Origin of the sequence: Aliiruegeria haliotis (assembly GCF_003003255.1) — a bacterium.
GTDB classification, from domain to species: Bacteria; Pseudomonadota; Alphaproteobacteria; order Rhodobacterales; family Rhodobacteraceae; genus Tropicimonas; species Tropicimonas haliotis.
This window is the reverse complement of the sequence record NZ_PVTD01000010.1, coordinates 48,292-66,214: the sequence shown is the minus strand read 5'-3', so window position 1 is coordinate 66,214 and position 17,923 is coordinate 48,292. Positions and strand designations below refer to the sequence as shown.

Below are 17,923 nucleotides of genomic sequence, written 5' to 3'. Positions count from 1 at the left end.
CGCGCGCGAATCGGGACCTGTGGCAGCGCAAAAAACGAATCGCCTTGTCCAGAAATGTCTTTACTCGATTCGGGCGTTCCTGCATCCTCCGGCCCAATATCTTGTAGGGAATGCCATGAAGATCCGGGTCATCTCGGTGGCTCTGCTGGCGACTGTCATCGCCGCAGGGACTGCGCAGGCGAAGTCCATCCGCACGGTCGGGGCGCCGGTGAACACCCCACCTTCCAGCTTTGCCGGGTCTCAGTTTGTCGACAATGCCGGGTGTGTCTATGTGCGCGGCGGCATCGGTGGCAACGTGACCTGGGTGCCGCGCGTGACCCGCGATCGCAAGCCGGTCTGCGGGCAAACGCCGACCTTTCGCGCGGCAACCGCAGTTGAAACTGCCCCCACGCCAGCGCCGGTTGTGATCGTGCCTGCGCCCGCACGATCGACGACCTCTGGCACGTCGCGGCAGAGGACGGCGGCCCAGCCGGCGACGACATCAACCGTGAAGCGGGTCGTGCCACAATCGACCGGTCCGAAGGTTTACGCGATGCCGAAGCCGCCAGCGGGGTTCAAATACGCCTTTGAGGACGGGCGGCTGAATCCCAACCGGGGTGAACGGACTGCCACCGGTCGCGCGGCGATGAACCGGATCTGGACGCAGGAGGTCCCGCGTCGGCTGGTCGATCCGAAATCACCAGTGCATGTTGCGGTCATGCCGAACTCCTATCGTGTCTCCACCAAGTCGCGCAGCGCAGCCAAGGCGCAGAAGCAGGACGCCGCCGGACAGATCTACGTTCAGGTCGGCAGCTACGCGCGGAGCGCTAACGCGAAAACGGCCGCGACGCAGGTGCACCGGCTTGGATTTCCGGTCCGTGCGATGAATGTGAAACGTGGCGGGGAGACCCTGCAAATTGTACTTGCGGGGCCGTTCGAAAGCGAGGCAGAGAGCCACCGGGCTCTCCGCAAGGCGCGCAAGTCGGGGTTCGACGATGCGTTCCTGAGGAAGTAATCAACAAGAAGAAGAGCGAGAACCCGAAGCAGGTCTCATCCAGGCTACCGCCCCGATCGGTCACACCGGTCGGGGCGGCGCCGTTTTGGGGGCGTCACCGCCCGCAGATTCCCTGGAGTGCCACCCAGTTCCCGTCATCGAGCACGGTCTGGGCATCGCCGCCGCGCATCGGGTCGGCCTCGATCAATCCCAGGGTGCTCTCGCCCGTGACATCGCGCGCATAGGCATAGGGTGTCGAGGTGACGCGCGCACTGGCGAAGCGTTCCAGCAGGGCGGATTCAGAGACCGGAGCCGGGGCGGTTGCCGCAAGCGTCTCCGCGTAGGCCTTGATCGTATCGTCGGGCAGGTGTCCCGTGGTCAGCAGCCGGAGCGTATCCAGCGGACCCGCAGCCTCCAGCAGCGACTGAAGCGGATCGCGTTCCGCGGCCCGCTGGGACTCGGCCAGAATATAGCCGGCAACAACGTCGGGGCTTTCATGGTCCTCCACCAGCGAGCGGTCGAGCAGCATGAGGCCGCCGGGCAGAGAGACCGTATCGGCCACTCCGGCGGGGAGGATCAGCAAGCCTCCCTTCCCGGGCGCCAGTAGCCGTGCGTGCAGACGAGCCAGCGCTGTGTCGCCGCGCGGCGAGCGACAGGGACTTCCGGAAACCCGGCCGATGGCCCGGAAAAGCTCTGTACCGATCTCTGTCCGGGTGGGTTCAGGCACAACCGACAGGGTATGCCGAACAAGGGCGCCGGGCAGCCAAAAGACTGCTGCGGAAACCAGTGCGACCAGCGCCCCGGACAGAAGTAGGAGACGCAACCGCCCTCTCCGGGGGCGCGACTTCAGGATGGCATTGCGCACGGTGTCGATGGCGTCGACCATGGTCTCGTCATCGATCTCAAGCGTTTCAGTGCCTTCAGCGGAGGGCGTGTAGATGGCTGGAGTCTCGGTCCGGTTGATCCTCACCGCGGCCGCGAGCGACCAGTGGCTCAGGGCTTTTCCGGTCTTGTCGGAGATCACGAGCGAAGTATCGCCAAAGGATACGATGACGTCGCGGCGCTGCTCGTCCGGAGACGGGCGCCAGACGCCCGGGCATTCCAGCCGGGAAAACTGTTTCAGCGCGGTCATGGGCTGCTCCGCCTCGTTTCAGCAAGGATAGTCCAGCTTCCGCACGGGAACAATTGCGGGAATCGCGTGCAGACCCGGCCCGGTTCTGTCGCAATTCCGAGAGGGAGTTGTCCGAAGGGTGCGAAATCCGCGTCGAAACTGGAAACACAACAGCTCCATGTGTCTTATTGTTCCCAAATTCGGGACATTGCCTCAATTAAGTCTCCTTTTGCCCGAATTCCGGTCCGTTCGTTACGTCTTGGTTAACCATGAAGCCGGGAAAGCCCGGTTGGGACAGGGAACGAACCGATGCTGGACTGGATAGCCGAGGCCGTAGGGATGCGTGACAGCCGTGAAGACACCGGACCGCAGCCTCTGGCGCCGGAATGTGGGCTTGTTGCTGGCACCCTCGTCGCAACCACGACCGGCTGGCGGCCGGTCGAGGCGCTTTGCGTCGGCGACGAGGTCCTGACCTTCGACGACGGTGTGCAGGTTGTGAAGGGTGTGACGCGCCGCCTCTATCCGATGAACCAGAAGGCGCGTGCTTCGGTGCGTCCGCTGCTGTCCGTTCCCGCCGGAATGATCGGAAACCGCCGCCCCCTGCTGACGCTGGCAGGTCAGGCGCTGGTGATCGAAAGCGACCTTGCAGAGGAGTTGCTCGGCGATCCCTTTGCACCCGTGCAGGCGATGCGGCTCGATGGAGCCCAGGGTGTGCGGCGTGTGCTTCCTGAGGAGGCCGTCGTCGTGGTCACACTTGGCTTCGAGCAGGACCAGGTGATCTTCATCGAAGGAAACGCGCTAGCGATTTGTGAAGCCGCCGAGATCGCCATGCCGGCAACCGTGGAAGAGGCGATGTGGGCAGAGCCGAATACGCGCTACCCAGTGCTCTCTGCCGAAGATGCCAATTCGGTGGTCGCGGGGCTGGACTTCGCTGACAGCTCCTTTGCGCAGACCCATACCGGGACTCGACCCGCCCATTTGTCCTGAGCCGGGGCCTGATCCCCAACAAATGAAAGCGCGCCGATCCGGCGCGCCTTGCTTGTTTTGTAATGGCTGAAGATCAGGCCGCGTCAGCCGAAGCCTTTGGGCCGAAACGGCCATAGAAGCTCTGCCCCTTGTCGCCCATCTCCTTTAGCAGCGCAGGTGTCGCGAACCGCTCGCCATAGGTCTCGGCCAGTTTGGCAGTGCGTTCGGCCGCGTAGGGCGTGCCGAGGATATCAAGCCAGCTGAACGGGCCGCCCGACCACGGTGCGAAGCCCCAGCCGAGGATGGCACCGACGTCGCCTTCGCGAATGTCTTCCAGCACACCTTCCTCAAGCGCGCGGACGGCTTCCAGCGTCTGGACGAAGAGCAGGCGGTGCTGCACCTCGATCAGGTCCGGTTGCTCGTCGGCCACCGGGAACTTCTCGGCTAACCCCGTCCAAAGGCCGGTCCGCTTGCCCTTCTCGTCGTACTCGTAGAAGCCGGCGTTGGACTTGCGGCCAAGGCGCCCTTCGTCGAACAGCCAGAACAGCACGTCATCGGCGCCACTCTCCGGATAGGCATCGCCCATCGCCGCCTTCGTTGCCTTCGCGATCTTCACTCCAAGATCCACGGAGGTTTCATCGGTGAGTTGCAACGGCCCGAGCGGCATGCCGACAAGTTTCGCCGCATTTTCGATCAACGCGGGCTCGACGCCTTCGGCCACCATCCGGATCCCCTCGTTGATGTAGGGAATGATGCAGCGGTTGGCGTAGAAGAACCGCTCGTCATTGACCACGATCGGCGTCTTGCGGATCTGGCGCACGTAGTCGAGCGACTTGGCCACCGCGCGGTCGCCTGTTTCGGCCCCTTTGATGATCTCCACCAGCAGCATCTTCTCTACCGGAGAGAAGAAGTGGATGCCGATGAACTGCTCTGGGCGCTGGCTGGCCTTGGCAAGTTCGGTGATCGGCAGGGTCGAGGTGTTGGTGGCGAAGATGCAGTCCGCGCCGACGACTTCTTCGACTTTTCTCGTGACCTCGGCCTTCACGCCAACATCCTCGAAAACCGCCTCGATGATCAGGTCGCATCCCTTGAGTGCACCGTAGTCGCTGGTCGCGGTGATCCGGTCGAGCAACGCCTGCTTCTTCTCCGGCGTGGTCTTGCCGCGCTTGATCCCCTTGTCGGCGAAGGTCTCGGTATAGGCCTTGCCCTTGTCGGCGGCCTCCTGGCTCTGGTCGAGCAAGACGACTTCAATGCCAGCCTGTGCAGACACCAGGGCAATGCCGGCCCCCATCATTCCAGCGCCCAGGACGCCGACTTTCCTGACGGTCTGGTCCTCCACGGCCGGGCGGTTGGCCCCTTTCTCCAGCGCTTCCTTGTTGATGAACAGCGACCGGATCATTGCCGAAGAAGACGGGTTCATCAGCACGTTGACGAACCAGCGGCACTCGATACGGATCGCGGTGTCGAAATCGACCTGCGCACCTTCATAGACGGCGGAGAGCAACGCCTTGGCGGCGGGATAGACCCCCTGTGTCTTTGCATTCACCATCGCGGAGGCGCCGACATAGGTCATGAAGCCTGCCGGATGATACGGGGCGCCGCCGGGGATCTTCTCGCCCTTCTCGTCCCAGGGCTTGACGATCTTTGGATTGCTGAGCACCCATTCGCGCGCCGTGTCGAGCAGCGCCTCTGGGGACACGACCTCGTCGACTACGCCTGCGGCCTTGGCTTTCTTCGGATCGTTCAGCTTGCCTTCCAACAGCAGCGGGGAGGCGCCCATTGCGCCCAGCTTGCGGGACAAACGGGTCGTTCCGCCGGCGCCGGGGAAAATGCCGACCAGGATTTCGGGCAGACCGATCTTGGCCTTGGGGTTGTCGGCCGCAAAAATCCGGTGGCAGGCCAGCGGGATTTCCAGCCCGATGCCAAGCGCGGTGCCGGGCAGGGCGCAGGCAATCGGCTTTCCGCCCTTGTTGGTCTTGGGATCCATGCCGGCGCGCTCGATCTTCCGCAGGATCGCGTGCATGCCCATCACACCGTCAAACAGGCCCTTGGCTGGGTTGTCACCGGCCATTTCCTTCATCTTGGCGATGATGTTCAGATCCATTCCACCGGCAAAGGAGCCTTCCTTGCCCGAAGTGATGACCGCGCCCTTTATCGCGTCATCGGCCAGGACCTGGTCGATCAGCGCGTCGAGATCGGCAAAGCCCTGCATGCTCATCACGTTCATGGACTTGCCCTGGGTGTCCCAGGTAATGATAGCGACGCCGTCGTCGCCGACCTTCATGGAAAAATCGCTCATCTGGCGTATTCCTTGTTCTTGCCCGTCGGGGCGTTGTTCCCGAGGCGGCCGCTGCATATTGCTCGGCCCTGCCTGTGACGTCAGCGGCGCTCAGACCCGCTCGATGATCGTGGCCGCACCCATGCCGGAAGCGACGCAGAGTGTGGCGAGGCCGACCTCCTTGTCCGTACGTTCCAACTCGTCGAGCAGCGTCCCGACTATGATTGCGCCGGTTGCACCCAACGGGTGCCCCATGGCGATGGAGCCGCCGTTCACGTTCACCAGCGCCGGATCGACGTCAAAGGCCTGCTGGAAGCGAAGAACGACCGATGCGAAGGCTTCGTTGACCTCGAACAGGTCGAAATCGGAGATTGCCATTCCGCTGTCGGCGAGGATCTTTTCGGTCACAGGGACGGGGCCGGTCAGCATGATCGTCGGGTCGAGCCCGATCTTCGCTGTGGCCCTGATGCGGGCGCGGGGTGTCAGGCCATTGGCTTCGCCAAAGGCCTTGGAGCCGATCAGCACCGCGGCGGAACCGTCCACGATGCCGGAGGAGTTGCCGGCATGGTGGATGTGGTTGATCTCCGCGAGGTGCGGGTACTTCATCTGTGCGACCTTGTCGAAACCGGGCATCACCTTGCCCATCTGCTCGAAGGAGGCATTGAGTCGGGCCAGGTCTTCCAGGCCGGTGCCCGGACGCATGTACTCGTCATGGTCGAGGATGGTCAGGCCGTTCTGATCGACAACCGGAACGATCGACCTGGCAAAGCGGTTGTCGTCCCAAGCCGCCTTGGCCCGGCGCTGCGATTCCACCGCAAGCGCATCTGCCTGCTCGCGGCTGAAACCGTATTCGGTCGCGATGATATCCGCGGAGATACCTTGCGGCACGAAATAGGTGTTCATGGCGATCGAGGGGTCGACGGCGATGGCGGCCCCATCGGACCCCATGGCCACCCGGCCCATCATCTCGACCCCACCGGCGATGTAGGCATCGCCGGCGCCGCCACGGATCTGGTTGGCCGCGATATTCACGGCTTCCATGCCCGAGGCGCAGAAGCGGTTGATGGAGAGGCCCGGGATGCGCTCGTCCAGGTCGGAGGCCAGCACGGCTGTCCGTGCGAGGCACCCGCCCTGTTCCTTGACCTGGGTGGCATTGCCCCAAATCACGTCCTCGGCGAAATGCCCGTCAAGGCCATTGCGGTCCTTGATGGCGTTCAGCATCTGTGCGGAAAGCCGTGCTGCGGTCACTTCATGAAGGGCGCCGTCCTTGCGCCCCTTGCCGCGCGGCGACCGCACGGCATCAAAGATATAAGCTTCGGTCATGATCTGTCCTTGTCTCAGGCGCGGTCCGCGGGGGAGCCGGGCATCAGGTCGTAGGGGTGTTTCCATCCGGGCTGGTTGGAGATCCGGTCCAGCCAGGCGTCGATATTCGGGTGGGCCGTCCGGTCGAAGCCGAAGGGCTCTGGGTAGTAGAGGTAGCTGCAGCAGGTCAGGTCGGCATTGGTCATGCCGTCCCCGACAATCCAGTCGCGCCCTGCCAGGTGGCCGTCGAGGATCGCGTAGGCATTGCCCAGCCGTGCCTGAGTGAATGCGATGACATCCTGCGGGCGCTTGTCCTCGGGCACGAAGTTCATCAGGAACCGGGTCATACCGGCCTGGCTGGACAGCTTGTGGTTGTCCCAAAGGATCCAGCGCAGGACTTCGCGGGCGTCTTCACGGGTTGCGCCCCCGAACTTGCCGGTCTTCTCCGAGATGTAGTCCATGATGACGCCGGACTGTGTGAGCCTGACCTCTTCGTCCACCATCACCGGGCATTCGCCCATCTCGTTCACATTCTGCCGGAACTCGGGACTGCGGGCCTCCCCGCCGAAAAAATCGACATAGACCGGTTCCCAGTCCAGTCCCGACAGTTGCAGTGCCAATGCCGCCTTGTAGCTATGTCCGGATTCTCCAAAACAATAGAGCTTGATGGTCATGTCCCCTCCCAGGGTGTCGGTCAGCGTTTGCGATCCTCCAGCTCGGCCTTGAACAACCGGAGGCGGTGCGGCAGCGCCTGATCGTCTGTGACGCTGCCGAAGTTCTCGAACAGGAAGCACAGCGCCTCGTCCTGCGAGACCTCCGCCTCCTCACTGAACTTGCGAAGCTTGCGATAGGCATCTTCGCTCAGGGCAATGTTCAGGCGTCGGGTGAGCCGCAGTCGTTTGGGCATGTGCGTCCTTTCGGATCAGAAGGCCTCCGCGTCGAGCGCCATCACCGTGTCGGCACCGCTCTGGATGCGGGCCAGGTGCATGGAGGTCGCGGGCAATTGGCGGGCCATGTAGTAGCGACCCGTGGCGAGTTTCGTTTCATAGAAGCTGGCATCGCCTTCGCCCGAAGCCAAGGCCTCGTTCGCTGCCTTCGCCATCTGCGCCCAAACAAGGCCGAGGCAGACATGCCCGAACAGGTGCATGAAATCGTAGGAGCCCGAAAGCGCGGCATTCGGGTTCTTCATCCCGTTCTGCATGAAGAACATGCCGGCGGCCTGAAGATCCTTGCTGGCCTGCTTGAGCGGTTCGAGGAAGTCGGCCTTCAGCGCCTCGTCCTCGCCGTTCTCCTTGATGAAGGATTTCACCAGTTCGAAGAAGGCCATGACATGCTTGCCCCCGTCGGTGGCCAGCTTGCGACCGACAAGATCAAGGGCCTGCACACCGTTGGCGCCTTCGTAGATCTGGGTGATGCGCGCGTCGCGGACGAATTGCGACATGCCCCATTCCTCGATGTAGCCGTGGCCGCCATAGACCTGCTGCGCCTGGATGGTCATCTCCAGGCCCTTGTCGGTCAGGAACCCCTTCAGAACCGGGGTCAGCAGGGAAATCAGGCCCTCTGCCTTGGCGTCGCCGGAGCGGTGGGACTTGTCGAGCATGTTGGCGCCCCAGAGCATGAAGGCCCGCGCGCCTTCCACGAAGGACTTCTGATCCATCAGGTTGCGGCGGATGTCGGGGTGCACGATCAGCGGATCGGCAGGACCATCGGGGTTTTCCGCGCCGGTGACGGCGCGTCCCTGCAAACGGTCCTTGGCGTAGATCACCGCGTTCTGGTACGCGGCCTCGGCCTGGGCCATGCCCTGCATGGCAACGCCGAGGCGCGCCTCGTTCATCATCGTGAACATCGCGCGCATGCCCTTGTGCTCGGTGCCGAGCAGATAGCCTTCGGCCTCGTCGAAGTTCATGACGCAGGTCGAGTTGCCGTGGATGCCCATTTTCTCTTCGAGCTTGCCGACGGAAACACCGTTGCGCGGACCGATGGTTCCGGCATCGTCAACGCGGAACTTCGGCACGATGAAGAGCGACACGCCCTTGATGCCCTCGGGGCCACCCGGGATCTTCGCCAGGACAAGGTGCACGACGTTTTCCGACATGTCGTGATCACCGGCCGAGATGAAGATCTTCTGGCCGGAGATCCTGTAGGAGCCGTCTTCCTGCGGAACCGCCTTGGTGCGCATGAGCCCGAGATCGGTGCCACAATGTGGCTCCGTCAGGTTCATGGTGCCCGTCCATTCACAGGACACCATCTTCGGCAGCCACTTGGCCTTCTGCTCATCGGTGCCGTGGGCGTGGATCGCCGAATAAGCGCCGTGGGTCAGGCCCTGGTACATCGTGAACGCCTGGTTGGCGCCGGAGAACAGCTCACCCACCGCTGTGCCGAGCAGGACCGGCATGCCTTGCCCGCCATATTCGGGGTCGCAATCGAGGGCCGTCCAGCCGCCCTCCTTCATTTGTTCGAAGGCTTCCTTGAAACCCGTGGGGGTGCGGACGACACCGTTCTCCAGCACGCAGCCTTCCTTGTCGCCGACCGCATTGAGCGGGCCGATCACATTCGCGGCAATCTTCCCGGCCTCTTCCAGAACGGCCGCGGTGAAGTCCGCCTCCAGTTCATCATAGCCGGGAATGTCCTGCTCGCTGGCCTTGAGCAGTGCGTGCAGAACAAATTGAATGTCGTTCACAGGAGCCGTGTAGCTGGGCATCGCGGTGTTTCCTCCCTCGGGAATCAGGTGTTACTCGGCGGCTTCCTTGGACTTCAGCGCCGAGAGTTGCTCTTCTCCCCAGGCAAGCCGGTTTCGAAGCTCTTCGATGGCTTCATCTAGCTCTTCGCGCTGTCGTTCCATGTCCGCCAGACGTTGGCAGGCCAGCTCATAAGTCTTGGCAAGCTGGGTTCCCTGCTCGTCGCTCGGGTTGTAGAGGTCGAGAAGCTGCCGGATCTCCTCTAGGCTGAAGCCGAACCGCTTGCCACGCAGAATCAGCTTGAGCCGGGCCCGGTCGCGGCGTGTGAACAGCCGCTTGGTGCCCTGACGGATCGGGAACAGCAGTTCCTTGGCCTCGTAAAAGCGCAGCGTCCTGGGCGTCACCTCGAAGGTGTCGCACATTTCCCGGATTGTCATCACGTTGTCTTCGGTCATTTTCCTATTCCGCGTCATGCGGATCCTGGTTGTGACCCCGGTTGGCGCTTTCGGGGCCTTCTTACATCAATGCTTGACGCGAACGTAAACGAAACGCTGCGTCATACTTTCCCCCTCCGCGCATGCCGGACGCCGCTCGGCAGGATTCCTGGTCCTCAAGGGGGCTGGCCGCCTTTATGGCGGCATCTGGTTCGGCCGTTCTGGCACGATTCACGACGCAGTTCGCGTCACGTAAGTATGTGGGCCGTCTCGTCACGAGCTTTCTGCAAATCGAGGATCGCTTCCTCGAGTTCGGCCTTTTGCCGGTGGAGTTCGGCGAGCTTGCTGTCGGCCAGTTCCATCCACGCATCAAGCTGTGGGCGCTCGCCCTGTTCTTCGTAGATCAGCAGCCATTGGCGGATTTCCTCGAGGCTGAATCCCCAGCGCCGACCGCGCAGGATCAGGGTCATTCGCGCCACCTCTCGCGGGTGATACCAGCGGGTGCGACCTTCCTTTTCCGGCTGCAGAAGTTCGATGTATTCGTAGTAGCGAAGGGTTCGCGGCGTTACCTCGAATTTCGCACACATTTCCTTGAAACTAAGCCTGCTCTCGACCACGGCGATCACTCCATGTCGTCTCTTGACCTTAGGGTAAGGTTTGCGTGAGCGATGTTCAAGCCCCCCTGCTGCACATGCTTGGGGGCTTGCGCGACTTGCTGCTGCCACCGATAAGACAGGCGTCTGCATCAGGAGACCGGAACCGATGGACAAACTCAAGGCGACCCGGCAGTTCATTTCGGCGCTTCCGTTTTCTTCGGCGCTTGGCATGGAAGTGGTCGACTTCGGCGATGGGCGTGCCACGTTGTCGATGCCCTATGACGAAGCCCTGATTGGCGACCCGCGCACGGGTGTGATCCACGGCGGTGCGGTCAGCGCATTGATGGACACCTGCAGCGGCGCGGCGGTGATGTCGCGGCGCGAGGGGACGGGGGTGACCGCCACCATCGACCTGCGAATCGACTACATGCGCCCGGCGGAGCCGCGACAGACGATCACCTGCACGGCGGAATGCTATCACATCACCCGCAACGTCGCTTTCATTCGCGCAACGGCTACCGATGAGGCCGGCGGAACGCCCGTGGCCTCTGCGGTCGGGGCATTCACCTTCGAACGGCGGGAGGCGATCAAGTGACTGCGAAGCGACCGGAGCCTGTACAGGTTATCAAGGAACGGCGGGACAAGGCGCTGAATGCTCTCGTGAAAGGCGTTCCCTATATCTCCTTTCTCGGGATCGAGTTCGACCGCAAGGGCGATGAACTTACCGCGATCCTGCCCTTTTCGGGCCGCCACATCGGCAACCCGGTGCTGCCCGCCTTCCATGGGGGCGTGACGGCGTCCTTCCTGGAGGTGACGTCGCTAATCGGGCTTGGCTGGTCCATCCTCTGGGAGGAGATCGAGCGTGGCGAAGTGGATCCCGCGACAATCACGGCCGATTCGATCCCGCGCCAGCCCAAGACCATCGACTTCACCGTCGATTACCTGCGGACGGGATTGCCGCGTGACGCCTATGCCCGGGCGCGTGTCAATCGCTCCGGGCGGCGCTATGCTTCCGTTCATGTCGAGGCCTGGCAGGACAATCGCAACCGACCCTTCGCGCAGGCGACCGGCCACTTCCTGATGCCTGCCCGTGACTGACGTTCCGGCGGTCGATCCCATCACGCACCGGCGGATTCTGTCGGTTGCACTTCCCATCGTGCTCTCCAATGCCACGGTGCCCATTCTGGGGATCGTCGATACCGGCGTCATCGGCCAGATGGGACAGGCAGCGCCGATCGGCGCGGTAGGTATAGGTGCGATCATTCTGACGGCCATCTACTGGGTCATGGGCTTCCTGCGGATGGGGATCACCGGTCTGGTCGGGCAGGCGCATGGTGCCGGCGATTCCGACGAGGTTTCGGCGCTGCTCAGCCGTGCCCTGATGCTGGCTTTCGCCGCCGGAGGCGTGTTCATCGCCCTTCAGGGACCCATTTTTGCCGGAGCTTTCCTGATCTCTCCTGCCAGCGCCGAGGTGGAGAGCCTTGCCCGTGACTACATGTCGATCCGGATCTGGTCCGCTCCGGCCGCCATATCCATCTACGGGCTGACCGGTTGGCTGATTGCCCAGGAAAGGACGCGCGGGGTGCTGGTGATCCAGGTCGCCATGAACACCCTGAATATCGTCCTCGACCTGGTCTTTGTGCTCGGCTTCGACTGGGGTGTTGAAGGCGTGGCGCTCGCGACGGTCATCGCGGAGACCTGTGGCGCCGCCCTCGGGTTCTGGCTGTGCCGTGACGCGTTCCGCAACCCTGCGTGGCGGGACAAGGCTCGGGTCTTTGACCGTGGCAGGCTGGTCCACATGGCGAGGGTGAATACGGACATCCTGATCCGCTCGCTGCTGTTGCAGGGGATCTTCGTATCCTTCCTGTTCTTTGGCGCCGGGTTCGGTGACGTGACGCTGGCAGCCAACCAGGTGCTGTTGCAATTTCTGGAGGTTACGGCCTTCGCGCTGGATGGATTTGCCTTCGCGGCCGAGGCCCTTGTGGCGCAGGCGATGGGTGCCCGTCTGCCCGGCCGGCTCCGGCAAGGGGCGGTGATGACCAGCCAGTGGGGTGTGCTCTGCGTTGTGCTGCTGGCGCTGTTGTTCGCGCTTGGCGGCGGTGCGGTGATCGACCTGATGACCACCGCCGGTGATGTGCGCGCGGAGGCGAGGGTCTATCTGCCGTGGATGGTGGCTGCGCCACTTGTCGGTGTGGCGTCCTGGATGCTGGACGGGATCTTCATCGGGGCGACCCGATCGCGCGACATGCGCAACATGATGGTCCTGTCGGCCGGCATCTATGCCGCCGCGCTTGCCGTGCTTCTGCCGGCCTTCGGAAACCATGGGTTGTGGGCCGCGCTGATGATCTCCTTCGCGGCGCGCGGCATAACGCTGGGGTTGCGGTACCCTGCGCTGGAGCGGGCTGCGACCTGAGCGGTCAGAGATCGGCCCCGACAGCATCCTTGACGGAGCCGAACCCGTCGCGTTCGAGCAGCCTGTCCAGATCCCGTACGATGGTCTCCACCAGGCTGATGCCGCCATAGACCAGCGCGGTGTAGATCTGCACCGCAGAGGCACCGGCCCGGATCTTGGCATAGGCCTGTTCGCCTGATGCGACGCCGCCAACGCCGACCAGCGGGATCGCACCGCCGGTCTCACGGGCCAGTCTCGCCAGCACGGCCGTGGACTTCTCGAAGAGCGGTGCGCCGGACAGCCCGCCGGCTTCCCGTGCGTTGGCGCTTCTGAGGCCAACACGGTCTAGCGTCGTGTTCGTGGCGATGATGCCGTCTATCTGAACCTTCGCCGCAACGGCCGCGATGTCGGCAACCTCTCCCTCATCGAGGTCCGGGGCTATCTTCAGGAAGATCGGAATGCGGCGTTCCAATCCGCCACGCACGTCCAGCACGCCGCACAGGAGCGCCTCCAATGCTGCTTTGCCCTGAAGATCGCGAAGGTTCTCGGTATTGGGAGAAGACACGTTGACGGTCGCGAAATCGAGCATCGGCCCGCAACTGCCAAGCACGGTTGCAAAGTCGGCGGACCGGTCGACGCTGTCTTTGTTCGCGCCGAGGTTCAGGCCGATCACGGCATCGGCCGGGCGCGTGGACAGGCGCGTGGCCATGGCCTCCATGCCCTCGTTGTTGAACCCGAAGCGATTGATCGCGGCGCGGTCCTCCCTGAGGCGGAAAAGACGCGGTTTCGGATTGCCCGGCTGCGGGCGCGGGGTCGTGGCCCCGACCTCGAGAAACCCGAAGCCGCTGCGCGACAGGGCATGAAGCGCGACGGCGTTCTTGTCCATTCCGGCCGCCAATCCAACCGGATTGGGAAGCGAAAATCCGGCAAGCGTTGTCCGCAACCGTGGCGACGAGATCTGTCCCGGAAGTCGGGTCAGGCCGGAATTGAGTGCCTTCAGTGCCAGCCCATGTGCGGCCTCGGCGTCCATTTGCCGGAAAGCCGCCATGCCCAGTTGCTCCAGCCAGCTCACACCACGCCCTCCGGGAAGATGTGGCCAGTGGCACCGAGCGGCAGGGACTTGTCCCAGACGACCTCGCTCAGTTGCAGATCCCGGTAAAGGTGGGGAAACAGCGCGCCGCCGCGCGAAGGCTCCCACTTCAGCGCCGCGCCCAGGGCGTCGGGATCAAAGGCGACCAGCACCAGATCGCTTTCACCGGCGAAGTGCTTCGCGGCCGTTTCGGCAACCTGGGCGGCGGTCGAGAAATGGATGAACCCATCGGCAAGGTCGACCGGAGCGCCGGACGTCTGCCCGGCCGCGCGAAACGCCTGCCACTCGGAGCGGCGGAGGATCTTGAAAATAAGCATGCCTGCGATGTGCCCGGAACCGTCCCCGCGGTCAAGCAATGGTCGCGCGGTGGTCACCTGTCCGTCAATCGCCCCTTTCGAGGGGTTTGACCTGAAGCACGTTCGCGGACAATGTGTTCGCAGAAAAAATGAATTCCGGGAGATAAAGATGCTCGCTCGCCTGTTCACCTCTGCTGCAATCGTGGCGATTTCGTCCGGCGCGGCCCTGGCCGACTACAGCCTGACAATCCTTCACACCAATGACTTCCACTCGCGCTTCGAACCGATCTCCAAGTACGATTCCGGGTGCTCGATGGAAGACAACGCCGAAGGCAAGTGTTTCGGCGGCACCGCGCGCCTTGTCACGGCCGTCGAGGAAGCGCGCGCCAGAACGAACAATTCGGTGCTGTTCGACGGCGGCGACCAGTTCCAGGGCACGCTGTTCTACACCTACTACAAGGGCAAGGTCGCGGCCGAGTTCATGAACCAGCTCGGATATGACGCGATGACCGTGGGCAACCACGAGTTCGACGATGGGCCCGAGGTTTTGCGCGGCTTCATGGATGCGGTCGACTTCCCGGTGCTGATGTCGAACGCAGATGTTTCCGCCGAGCCGTTGCTTGCCGATACGCTCATGAAATCCACCGTGATCGAGCGCGGCGGCGAAAAGATCGGACTGATCGGCCTGACGCCGGTGGATACACCCGAACTGGCCAGCCCCGGCCCCAACATTACCTTCACCGATCCGTCCGAGGCGGTGCAGGGGGAGGTCGACAAGCTGACCGAAATGGGCGTGAACAAGATCATCGTCCTGAGCCATTCGGGCTATGTCGTGGACCAGCAGGTGGCCGAGAACACAACCGGCGTGGACGTGATCGTGGGCGGGCATTCGAACACCTACCTGTCGAACGAATCCGAGAAGGCAAAGGGCCCTTACCCTACAATGGTCGGCGACACGGCCATTGTGCAGGCTTATGCCTACGGCAAGTTCCTGGGTGAGTTGAACGTCACCTTCGATGACGACGGTGCAATCAAGGAAGCGGTGGGTGAGCCGTTGATCATGGATGCTTCGGTTTCGGAGAACCCGGAGGTCGTGGCGAGGATTGCCGAGCTGGCCAAACCTCTCGACGAGATTCGCAACAAGGTCGTGGCCGAGGCAGCCGCCTCCATCGAGGGCGACCGGGCAGTTTGCCGGGTTCAGGAATGCGCCATGGGCAACCTGGTGGCCGACGCCATGCTGGACCGTGTGAAGGATCAAGGCGTGACCATTGCCATCGCGAACTCCGGTGGCCTGCGCGCATCCATCGATGCTGGCGAGGTGACGATGGGCGAAGTCCTGACCGTCCTGCCGTTCCAGAACACGCTCTCGACCTTCCAGGTTTCCGGACAGGTGGTGATCGACGCGCTTGAGAACGGCGTGAGCCAGGTCGAAGAGGTCAAGGGCCGCTTCCCGCAGGTCGCAGGCCTGAAGTTCACTTGGGATCCGTCGGTCGCGCCCAACGAAGGACGTATCGTCGAAGTGATGGTTGCCGATGGCGACGGTTGGGTTCCGATTGATCCGGCTGCGACCTACTCGCTCGTGTCCAACAACTTCGTACGTGGCGGCGGTGACGGCTACGGGATGTTCGTCGATGCCGAGAACGCCTACGACTTCGGACCGGATCTCGCGGATGTGACGGCGGAATACCTCGCCGAAGCCGGCCCGTACGAGCCCTATACCGACGGACGTATCGCAACCCGGTAATGCTCTCTGCAGGAAAACGGCCCCGGCGATTCTCGCCGGGGTCTTTCTTTTGGCGGTGGCGACCCGGAAATTCGTGACTTGCGTTTGTGTCCCTCCGGGCGCAATGGCTCGCCCATACGGCATGACCCGCACAGGAGGAATCGCCATGCACTCCCGTTCCCTGATTCTGACCACGACTCTGGTGTTTCTGACCGTGCCCGCGATGGCCGAGGAGATTCACGTCTTCAACTGGTCTGACTACATCGACGACACGCTCTTGGAGAAGTTCGAGACCGAAACAGGGATCAAGGTCATTTACGACGTATTCGACTCCAACGAGGTGCTGGAGGCGAAGTTGCTGGCCGGCAGGTCGGGATACGATGTCGTGGTGCCGTCCGACAGCTTCCTGCGCCGTCAGGTCCAGGCCGGAGCGTTCATGCCGCTCGACCAGTCTCAATTGCCCAACGCCGAAAACCAGTGGGGCGTTATCACGTCCCGCACGGCGCAGTTCGACCCCGAGAACGCCTATTCCATCAATTACCAGTGGGGCACCACCGGCGTTGGAATCAACGTGGAGAAAGTGAAGGCCGCGCTTGGCGAGGATGCTCCTGTGAACTCCCTGGCGCTGATCTTCGATCCAGTCAATATGGAGAAGCTGGCCGCGTGCGGCGTGTATTTTCTCGATGCGCCGGTGGAGATGATCCCGGCAGCACTGAACTATGCCGGCGAAGATCCCAACAGTCGCGACAAGGCGGCGCTGGAGAAGGCCGAGTCCGTCCTGTCGGCGGTTCGACCTCATGTGCGCAAGTTCCATAGCTCCGAGTACATCACGGCGCTCGCCAATGGTGACATCTGTGTCGCTGTCGGCTGGTCGGGGGACGTATTGCAGGCGCGTGACCGTGCAGAGGAGGCCGGAAATGGCGTCGAGATCGCGTACCATGCTTTCAGGGAAGGCTCCGCGATGTGGTTCGACCAGATGGCGATTCCGGCGGATGCACCGAACCCGGAAGGCGCGCACAAATTTCTGAACTTCATGCTGGAGCCGGAGAACATCGCGGCGGTGTCCAACTACGTCTACTATGCCAACGGCAACCTTCCGGCGCAGGAGTTTCTGGAGGAGGATGTCATCGGCGACCCGGCGATCTATCCGCCGGAAGAAACGATGAACACGCTTTGGGTGTTCAACGGCTGGGACAACAAGACCCAGCGGTTGGCGACACGACTTTGGACGCGGGTGAAGTCCGGGACCTGAGTGCACCTGGGAAGCCACGGCAACTGAACAGGCCTTTGGTGAAAGGCGGTGATGCACGCGTCGGAGCGGTTGCCGTTCCGGTCCTGCCTTATGTAAGGTTGCTGGATGTGTGGACGGCTTGTGAACACGATGCCGGTCGATGCGATGGCACGGTTGTTCGATGCAGTGCCGTCGAATGACCTGCCGGCGGGCGCGCGCTACAACGTGTGCCCGACGACCCCCCTTTCGGTTGCGGTGTCGGAGGACGGCACCCGGCGCTTGCGCGCCATGCGGTGGGGGTTCATTCCCCATTGGTACAAGGCACCGAACGACGGCCCTCTCCTGATCAATGCCCGCGCCGAAACCGTGGCGGAAAAGCCCGCGTTCCGTGCCGCGATCCGTCGGCGACGGTGTCTGGTGGCCGCAGATGGCTACTATGAGTGGACCCGCACCACGGACGGCAAGAAGCTCCCGTGGTTCATTCACGGCTCCGAGGGGCTTCCCGTGGTGATGGGGGGGCTGTGGCAGGATTGGGAACGCGATGGCGAAACGGTCACCACCGTGGCGATCGTCACCTGCGAGGCAGGCAATGGCCTGGAGGAAATCCACCACCGCATGCCGGTTATCCTTGCACCCGATGATTGGTCCCTCTGGCTGGGAGAGGCAGGCAAGGGGGCCGCGCGCCTGATGGTGCCAGCGCAGCCCGGTGCGCTGGCCTGGCACCGGGTCGATCCGGCGGTTAATTCGAACCGAGCCGCGGGCCCCGACCTGATCGAGCCGTTGCCGGCATGAAACCGCGCCCCGGAGTGCTGTAGTGCTTTGAGCTTTCCGGGGCCTCCGCTATGCAGGGGAC

At 63.0% G+C, this 17,923-nt stretch carries 18 protein-coding genes; 8 read left to right on the top strand and 10 right to left on the bottom strand.

Features of this window, described 5'->3' with window-relative positions; all coding sequences use genetic code 11:
- Window positions 1-115 precede the first annotated feature (115 nt).
- Window positions 116-994 carry an SPOR domain-containing protein gene (locus CLV78_RS18965; protein WP_106206977.1) on the top strand — a complete coding sequence of 293 codons (879 nt, stop codon included), beginning with the start codon at window positions 116-118 and terminating at the stop codon, window positions 992-994.
- 94 nt (window positions 995-1,088) lie between these two features.
- Here CLV78_RS18965 and CLV78_RS18960 read toward each other — a convergent pair whose 3' ends face one another.
- On the bottom strand, window positions 1,089-2,105 hold the full coding sequence (locus CLV78_RS18960; protein ID WP_106206975.1) for a hypothetical protein: 1,017 nt from the start codon (window positions 2,103-2,105) through the stop codon (window positions 1,089-1,091).
- A 288-nt stretch (window positions 2,106-2,393) separates the two neighbouring features.
- Between CLV78_RS18960 and CLV78_RS18955 the strand changes: the two genes are divergently transcribed.
- On the top strand, window positions 2,394-3,071 hold the full coding sequence (locus tag CLV78_RS18955) for a Hint domain-containing protein (protein WP_106206973.1): 678 nt from the start codon (window positions 2,394-2,396) through the stop codon (window positions 3,069-3,071).
- Window positions 3,072-3,144: 73 nt separating this feature from the next.
- Here CLV78_RS18955 and CLV78_RS18950 read toward each other — a convergent pair whose 3' ends face one another.
- The 7 genes from CLV78_RS18950 to CLV78_RS18920 form a co-directional block, all read right to left on the bottom strand.
- Entirely contained in the window at window positions 3,145-5,349 is a 2,205-nt protein-coding gene (locus tag CLV78_RS18950; RefSeq protein WP_106206971.1) for a 3-hydroxyacyl-CoA dehydrogenase NAD-binding domain-containing protein, read from the bottom strand.
- Between the two features lie 90 nt (window positions 5,350-5,439).
- Window positions 5,440-6,651, bottom strand: coding sequence for an acetyl-CoA C-acetyltransferase (locus tag CLV78_RS18945; RefSeq protein WP_106206969.1), 1,212 nt, complete (start codon window positions 6,649-6,651; stop codon window positions 5,440-5,442).
- A 14-nt stretch (window positions 6,652-6,665) separates the two neighbouring features.
- The gene (locus CLV78_RS18940) at window positions 6,666-7,304 is read right to left on the bottom strand and encodes a glutathione S-transferase family protein (protein WP_106206967.1); all 639 of its coding nucleotides are present in this window, start codon (window positions 7,302-7,304) and stop codon (window positions 6,666-6,668) included.
- A gap of 20 nt (window positions 7,305-7,324) precedes the next feature.
- Window positions 7,325-7,537, bottom strand: coding sequence for a hypothetical protein (locus CLV78_RS18935; protein ID WP_106206965.1), 213 nt, complete (start codon window positions 7,535-7,537; stop codon window positions 7,325-7,327).
- A gap of 15 nt (window positions 7,538-7,552) precedes the next feature.
- Window positions 7,553-9,331, bottom strand: coding sequence for an acyl-CoA dehydrogenase C-terminal domain-containing protein (locus tag CLV78_RS18930; RefSeq protein WP_106206963.1), 1,779 nt, complete (start codon window positions 9,329-9,331; stop codon window positions 7,553-7,555).
- A gap of 30 nt (window positions 9,332-9,361) precedes the next feature.
- Window positions 9,362-9,763, bottom strand: coding sequence for a MerR family transcriptional regulator (locus CLV78_RS18925; RefSeq protein WP_106206961.1), 402 nt, complete (start codon window positions 9,761-9,763; stop codon window positions 9,362-9,364).
- 227 nt (window positions 9,764-9,990) lie between these two features.
- Window positions 9,991-10,359 carry a MerR family transcriptional regulator gene (locus CLV78_RS18920; protein ID WP_106207150.1) on the bottom strand — a complete coding sequence of 123 codons (369 nt, stop codon included), beginning with the start codon at window positions 10,357-10,359 and terminating at the stop codon, window positions 9,991-9,993.
- Window positions 10,360-10,504: 145 nt separating this feature from the next.
- On the opposite strand from CLV78_RS18920, the gene CLV78_RS18915 reads away from it, so the two are divergent.
- From CLV78_RS18915 to CLV78_RS18905, 3 genes are read left to right on the top strand one after another with little or no spacing between them, the layout of a single operon-like run.
- The gene (locus CLV78_RS18915; RefSeq protein WP_106206959.1) at window positions 10,505-10,933 is read left to right on the top strand and encodes a PaaI family thioesterase; all 429 of its coding nucleotides are present in this window, start codon (window positions 10,505-10,507) and stop codon (window positions 10,931-10,933) included.
- Window positions 10,930-11,436, top strand: a complete 507-nt coding sequence (locus CLV78_RS18910) for a PaaI family thioesterase (protein ID WP_106206957.1) — start codon at window positions 10,930-10,932, stop codon at window positions 11,434-11,436. The genes CLV78_RS18915 and CLV78_RS18910 overlap by 4 nt, the downstream gene beginning before the upstream one ends.
- Window positions 11,429-12,751: an MATE family efflux transporter gene (locus CLV78_RS18905; RefSeq protein WP_211301037.1), complete on the top strand. Its 1,323-nt coding sequence runs from the start codon at window positions 11,429-11,431 to the stop codon at window positions 12,749-12,751. The genes CLV78_RS18910 and CLV78_RS18905 overlap by 8 nt, the downstream gene beginning before the upstream one ends.
- A 4-nt stretch (window positions 12,752-12,755) precedes the next feature.
- On the opposite strand, the gene CLV78_RS18900 is transcribed toward CLV78_RS18905, so the two are convergent.
- Window positions 12,756-13,802 (bottom strand): quinone-dependent dihydroorotate dehydrogenase, encoded by a 1,047-nt coding sequence (locus CLV78_RS18900; RefSeq protein WP_106206955.1) that lies wholly within the window; start codon window positions 13,800-13,802, stop codon window positions 12,756-12,758.
- Window positions 13,799-14,137, bottom strand: coding sequence for a DUF952 domain-containing protein (locus tag CLV78_RS18895; RefSeq protein ID WP_106207146.1), 339 nt, complete (start codon window positions 14,135-14,137; stop codon window positions 13,799-13,801). The genes CLV78_RS18900 and CLV78_RS18895 overlap by 4 nt, the downstream gene beginning before the upstream one ends.
- A gap of 148 nt (window positions 14,138-14,285) precedes the next feature.
- Here CLV78_RS18895 and CLV78_RS18890 point away from each other — a divergent pair, with 148 nt between their 5' ends.
- From CLV78_RS18890 to CLV78_RS18880, 3 genes are all read left to right on the top strand, one after another.
- Window positions 14,286-15,860 carry a bifunctional metallophosphatase/5'-nucleotidase gene (locus tag CLV78_RS18890; RefSeq protein WP_106206953.1) on the top strand — a complete coding sequence of 525 codons (1,575 nt, stop codon included), beginning with the start codon at window positions 14,286-14,288 and terminating at the stop codon, window positions 15,858-15,860.
- Window positions 15,861-16,005: 145 nt separating this feature from the next.
- On the top strand, window positions 16,006-17,091 hold the full coding sequence (locus CLV78_RS18885) for a polyamine ABC transporter substrate-binding protein (RefSeq protein ID WP_106206951.1): 1,086 nt from the start codon (window positions 16,006-16,008) through the stop codon (window positions 17,089-17,091).
- Between the two features lie 105 nt (window positions 17,092-17,196).
- A complete protein-coding gene (locus CLV78_RS18880; RefSeq protein ID WP_106206949.1) occupies window positions 17,197-17,862 on the top strand; it encodes an SOS response-associated peptidase in 666 nt (221 codons plus the stop codon).
- The last annotated feature ends 61 nt before the right edge of the window (window positions 17,863-17,923 follow it).

Coding starts and splice junctions, on each gene's coding strand:
- CLV78_RS18965 (WP_106206977.1), top strand. CDS start 116: ATGAAGATCCGGGTCATCTCGGTGGCTCTGCTGGCGACTGTCATCGCC.
- CLV78_RS18960 (WP_106206975.1), bottom strand. CDS start 2,105: ATGACCGCGCTGAAACAGTTTTCCCGGCTGGAATGCCCGGGCGTCTGG.
- CLV78_RS18955 (WP_106206973.1), top strand. CDS start 2,394: ATGCTGGACTGGATAGCCGAGGCCGTAGGGATGCGTGACAGCCGTGAA.
- CLV78_RS18950 (WP_106206971.1), bottom strand. CDS start 5,349: ATGAGCGATTTTTCCATGAAGGTCGGCGACGACGGCGTCGCTATCATT.
- CLV78_RS18945 (WP_106206969.1), bottom strand. CDS start 6,651: ATGACCGAAGCTTATATCTTTGATGCCGTGCGGTCGCCGCGCGGCAAG.
- CLV78_RS18940 (WP_106206967.1), bottom strand. CDS start 7,304: ATGACCATCAAGCTCTATTGTTTTGGAGAATCCGGACATAGCTACAAG.
- CLV78_RS18935 (WP_106206965.1), bottom strand. CDS start 7,537: ATGCCCAAACGACTGCGGCTCACCCGACGCCTGAACATTGCCCTGAGC.
- CLV78_RS18930 (WP_106206963.1), bottom strand. CDS start 9,331: ATGCCCAGCTACACGGCTCCTGTGAACGACATTCAATTTGTTCTGCAC.
- CLV78_RS18925 (WP_106206961.1), bottom strand. CDS start 9,763: ATGACCGAAGACAACGTGATGACAATCCGGGAAATGTGCGACACCTTC.
- CLV78_RS18915 (WP_106206959.1), top strand. CDS start 10,505: ATGGACAAACTCAAGGCGACCCGGCAGTTCATTTCGGCGCTTCCGTTT.
- CLV78_RS18895 (WP_106207146.1), bottom strand. CDS start 14,137: ATGCTTATTTTCAAGATCCTCCGCCGCTCCGAGTGGCAGGCGTTTCGC.
- CLV78_RS18890 (WP_106206953.1), top strand. CDS start 14,286: ATGCTCGCTCGCCTGTTCACCTCTGCTGCAATCGTGGCGATTTCGTCC.
- CLV78_RS18885 (WP_106206951.1), top strand. CDS start 16,006: ATGCACTCCCGTTCCCTGATTCTGACCACGACTCTGGTGTTTCTGACC.
- CLV78_RS18880 (WP_106206949.1), top strand. CDS start 17,197: ATGTGTGGACGGCTTGTGAACACGATGCCGGTCGATGCGATGGCACGG.